Source organism: Nostoc sp. UHCC 0251, assembly GCF_034932245.1.
Taxonomy (GTDB): domain Bacteria; phylum Cyanobacteriota; class Cyanobacteriia; order Cyanobacteriales; family Nostocaceae; genus Nostoc.
The window spans coordinates 1-3,937 of record NZ_JAYGHD010000214.1 but is presented as its reverse complement, the minus strand read 5'-3'; the positions used below and the strand labels follow the sequence as shown (position 1 = coordinate 3,937).

Sequence of the window (3,937 nt, the reverse complement as noted above, 5' to 3'; positions counted from 1 at the left end):
TTCCGCAAGCAAAATCAGCTTTTACTTTCTCAAACCCCAGTTTGCTTTCTCATTTAAGTAGTTCGCGCAATCTGCTGTAATTATTCTTGTGTAGCAAAAGCCATTGCAGATTTGCCGAAATTCTCTCAGGCTGATCTGTACGGAAATTTTTAAGGTAAAGAATATTAACCGTACTATATTACAAGGTGTAGATCATGGCTCGGAAAAAAAGAACTTCTGTAGTATTAGAAAAAGCAGCGCGTCGTGCGGCTGGTATAAACTCAATTGCTCCAAGTTTAGATTTAGGCAATGGACTCACCTTACCTGCTTTCTCAACCTTGATCGAGACGATGCGATCTAAAGAAAATGCCTACAACAGTGCCCTTTCCAGCTTGGATAAGTTGTATCGTGAAATGCTGGAAATAGAAAGCGAGTTGGGAGATATGACAGAGCACATGCTGATGGCAGTTGGAACTAGATATGGCAAAAGCAGTGTAGAGTATGGCATGGCGGGAGGAGTTCCTAAAAATCAACGTCGTAAGGGACTGCGAGGCGAACCGCCAACTTCCGGTACTGAGCAATTATCATTCGTTGCTAGTGTAGAGGGCAAGAATGGAAAGAAAACGGTAGCGACAAATTAAGATGTGCCCATGATGGTGCGTTGTCGCAAAGCGCAACGCACTACAGCTTGACAAAAAAATTTAAACAAAGGTTAGTAGGTAGGCATCTTGGGAACTATAGAAGGAAATCAGATTAGCATCAACTTCTAATTTCCAATGAAAACTCACTATTTTAGCAAAGGTAAAGCGTTACCATTACAGATTGTTCTTGTTGTTCCCTTCCTCATCCAAATTTTTGCAGCGGTCAGTTTAGTGGGTTATTTGTCCTTTAAAAATGGACAAAGAGCAGTTAACGACCTGGCAGGGCAGCTAATGGATCGTACCAGCGAGGTAGTGGATGAACATTTGAAGTCTCATCTTTCCGTTCCGCAAACGCTTAACCAGATTAACGCAGATGCTATCCGCAGGGGAATATTAGATGTGCGCGATCGCAAAACCCTTGGCAAGTATTTCTGGGATCAGATGCAGGCCTATGATCTGACTTATATTGGTATTGGACTAACGACGGGTGAAGGGGCAGGTGCTGCTCGTTATGATGGCAAAACTATCACCATTGATGATTGGACTGCCAAGCCCCCTAACAATGTCTACACTTATGCTACTGACGATCAAGGCAATCGAACTCAGGTAAATGCTAGGTGGGATTGGGAAAATTCTAAACAACCTTGGTATACCCAACCCATAGCTGCCGGTAAACCTATTTGGGCAAAGATTCTGGTTGAAAACTTTCCCACCGGTCCTTACATTGCCGCCTCTAGCAGTCGTCCAATCTATGATTCACAAAATCGCCTGCTAGGAATGATTGCTACGGATATTCATCTACTGAAACTCAGCGATTTTTTACGCAGTTTGGATATTAGTAAGTCTGGGCGGGTATTTCTTTTAGAACGGGATAGCACATTAATTGCCACTTCCGGCACAGAAAAGCCCTTTACCTTCATTAATCAAAAAGCTAAGAGATTGCGGGCAATGGAAAGTTCTGACCCAATAATCCAGAATGTTGCTAAACATCTCCAAACCTTCAACGGATTTGCTTCCATCACTAAAGACACAGATTTTCAGCTTGAAGTCGAAGGAAAACGCCATTTTGTCGATGTTGTACCTTGGCGTGACAAGTATGGCTTAGATTGGCTAGTGGTAGTGAGTGTGCCAGAAAGCGCATTCATGGCGCAAATTAACGCCAACACACACACCACGATCGCACTTTGTTTTGGTGCATTGTTGCTTGCTTCGGTGATGGGCGTGTTCACCTCTCATTGGATTGTCCGCCCGATTCTACGCCTGAATTGGGCAAGTGAGGCAATGGCATCCGGCAATTTAGATCAGACAGTAGAAACTAGCGGCATTCGAGAACTTGATACCCTATCCAACTCTTTCAACTACATGGCAGGGCAACTGCACGAAACGTTTACTGCCCTAGAGAAAAGCAAGGAAGAATTAGAAGATCGAGTAGAAGAACGCACTACTGAGCTCAAAAATGCATTAGAGGAATTGCAGCGCACTCAATCTCAAGTTGTTCAAAGTGAAAAAATGTCTAGTCTGGGACAACTAGTTGCTGGAGTTGCACACGAAATTAATAATCCAGTCAACTTTATTCATGGCAACCTTGCCCATGTGCAGGAATATACCCAGGATTTATTAAGGCTTGTGCAGTTGTATCAGGAGCATGTTTCTATTCCGGCTCCAGAAATTCAAATCGCTGCTGAAGAAATGGATCTGGAGTTTTTGCAAGAAGACTTGCCGAAAATGTTGTCTTCCATGAAAGTGGGCACCGATCGCATTCGCCAAATTGTACTATCGTTGCGAAACTTCTCCCGCACCGACGAAGCGGAATTAAAAAGGGTCGATATACATGAGGGCATCGATAGTACCCTGATGATTTTGCAACACCGTCTCAAAGCTAAACCAGAGCAACCTGAAATTGAGGTGATTAAAGACTATGGCATTGTACCGCTAATAGAATGCTATGCCGGACAACTCAACCAGGTGTTTATGAATATTTTAGTGAATGCAATTGATGCATTAGAAGAAAGCAATGCCAAGCGTACTTATCAGGAGATCAAGGACAATCCTAGTCGAATTAAGATTCGGACATCGGTAGTTAATTCAACCTGGATAGAAGTAGCGATCGCTGATAACGGAATCGGTATTTCCAAAAACTTACAGCAACGAATATTCGATCCTTTTTTCACCACCAAACCCATTGGTAAAGGAACCGGAATGGGTATGTCCATCAGCTATCAAATCATCACAGAAAAACATTGCGGCAAACTAGAGTGTTTCTCAACTTCGGGAGTTGGAACCGAGTTTATCATTCAGGTTCCTCTCCAGCTAAAGGTTCATAGAGTAGTTTAACTTAATACTAGACTTGTCGCTTAATAAAGCCCTAAATAGCTCAAAACCTTATACAGCATAGGTTTTAGCGACAAAAGACCGAAATTATTGAAATGTTCACTGTGACTGGCTTTGATCGCTTTTTTAGCTTATTTGGCGACAACTCTACTAATTTGGAATTGCCAAATCATCTAGCCATTATTACTATAGTCAGATGAAATTAAGTATTATATTATACGTATATTGAGGAATTAAACTCAGTAGTTATATTTGTTAAGGAACCTATGCAGATAAATCAGGTGATCGAAACCTACGATCAAGGTGCAGTGGATTATGACGCAATTATGAAGCGTTACTGGCACATTGAGCGCGAACCTCTAATTGCTTCTTTGCAGCTTCAGCCAGGACAAACTGTACTAGATGCTGCGGTAGGAACAGGTCTTAATCTTTCAGCCTACCCTGAAGGCGTGCATGTCGTCGGTGTTGATCTTTCCGAGAAGATGATGGATGAAGCACGTAAAAAGCGTGTATCCGCAGACATCAGCTTCAAGGTATCGGATATATGCAATCTTGATTTTCCTGATAATAGCTTTGATGCAGCAGCATCGGGATTTACTTTCTGTGTCGTTAACGATCCAGTTCTTGCTCTTAAGGAAATTCTACGAGTTACCAAGCCTGGTGCATTTATTGCCATTCTCGATTACTGCAAATCGCAAAATCTAGAGATTCAGAAATGGCAAGAATTAATATTTGATGGTGCTTCAGGGCTAGGCTTCCCGACTGGCAAAATCAAGTGGAATGCATTGATGGATTATGACGAATTGATTTATAACAGCAAGCTTCCCATTGAAGTGCTTGTGGACGATCGCATAGAAAATCCAAACCCGTTTTTATGTGGTTGTCAATTGCTGCTGAAAAACTTAAAAGCTTAAAGACAAGAGTATCACACTAGGGCTATTTCGTTCTAGACATAAACCGCCCAGAACTAAAGTTCAGGGCTAATA

The 3,937-nt window shown here is 42.2% G+C and carries 3 protein-coding genes; all 3 read left to right on the top strand.

Going from position 1 to position 3,937, the window contains the following annotated elements; genetic code table 11:
• The first annotated feature begins 194 nt into the window (after positions 1–194).
• The 3 genes from VB740_RS17455 (at position 195) to VB740_RS17445 (ending at position 3,865) form a co-directional block, all read left to right on the top strand.
• The gene (locus VB740_RS17455) at positions 195–620 is read left to right on the top strand and encodes a hypothetical protein (protein WP_323201228.1); all 426 of its coding nucleotides are present in this window, start codon (positions 195–197) and stop codon (positions 618–620) included.
• Between the two features lie 135 nt (positions 621–755).
• On the top strand, positions 756–2,954 hold the full coding sequence (locus VB740_RS17450; protein WP_323201227.1) for a sensor histidine kinase: 2,199 nt from the start codon (positions 756–758) through the stop codon (positions 2,952–2,954).
• 263 nt (positions 2,955–3,217) lie between these two features.
• Positions 3,218–3,865, top strand: coding sequence for a class I SAM-dependent methyltransferase (locus VB740_RS17445; RefSeq protein ID WP_323201226.1), 648 nt, complete (start codon positions 3,218–3,220; stop codon positions 3,863–3,865).
• Positions 3,866–3,937: the final 72 nt, after the last annotated feature.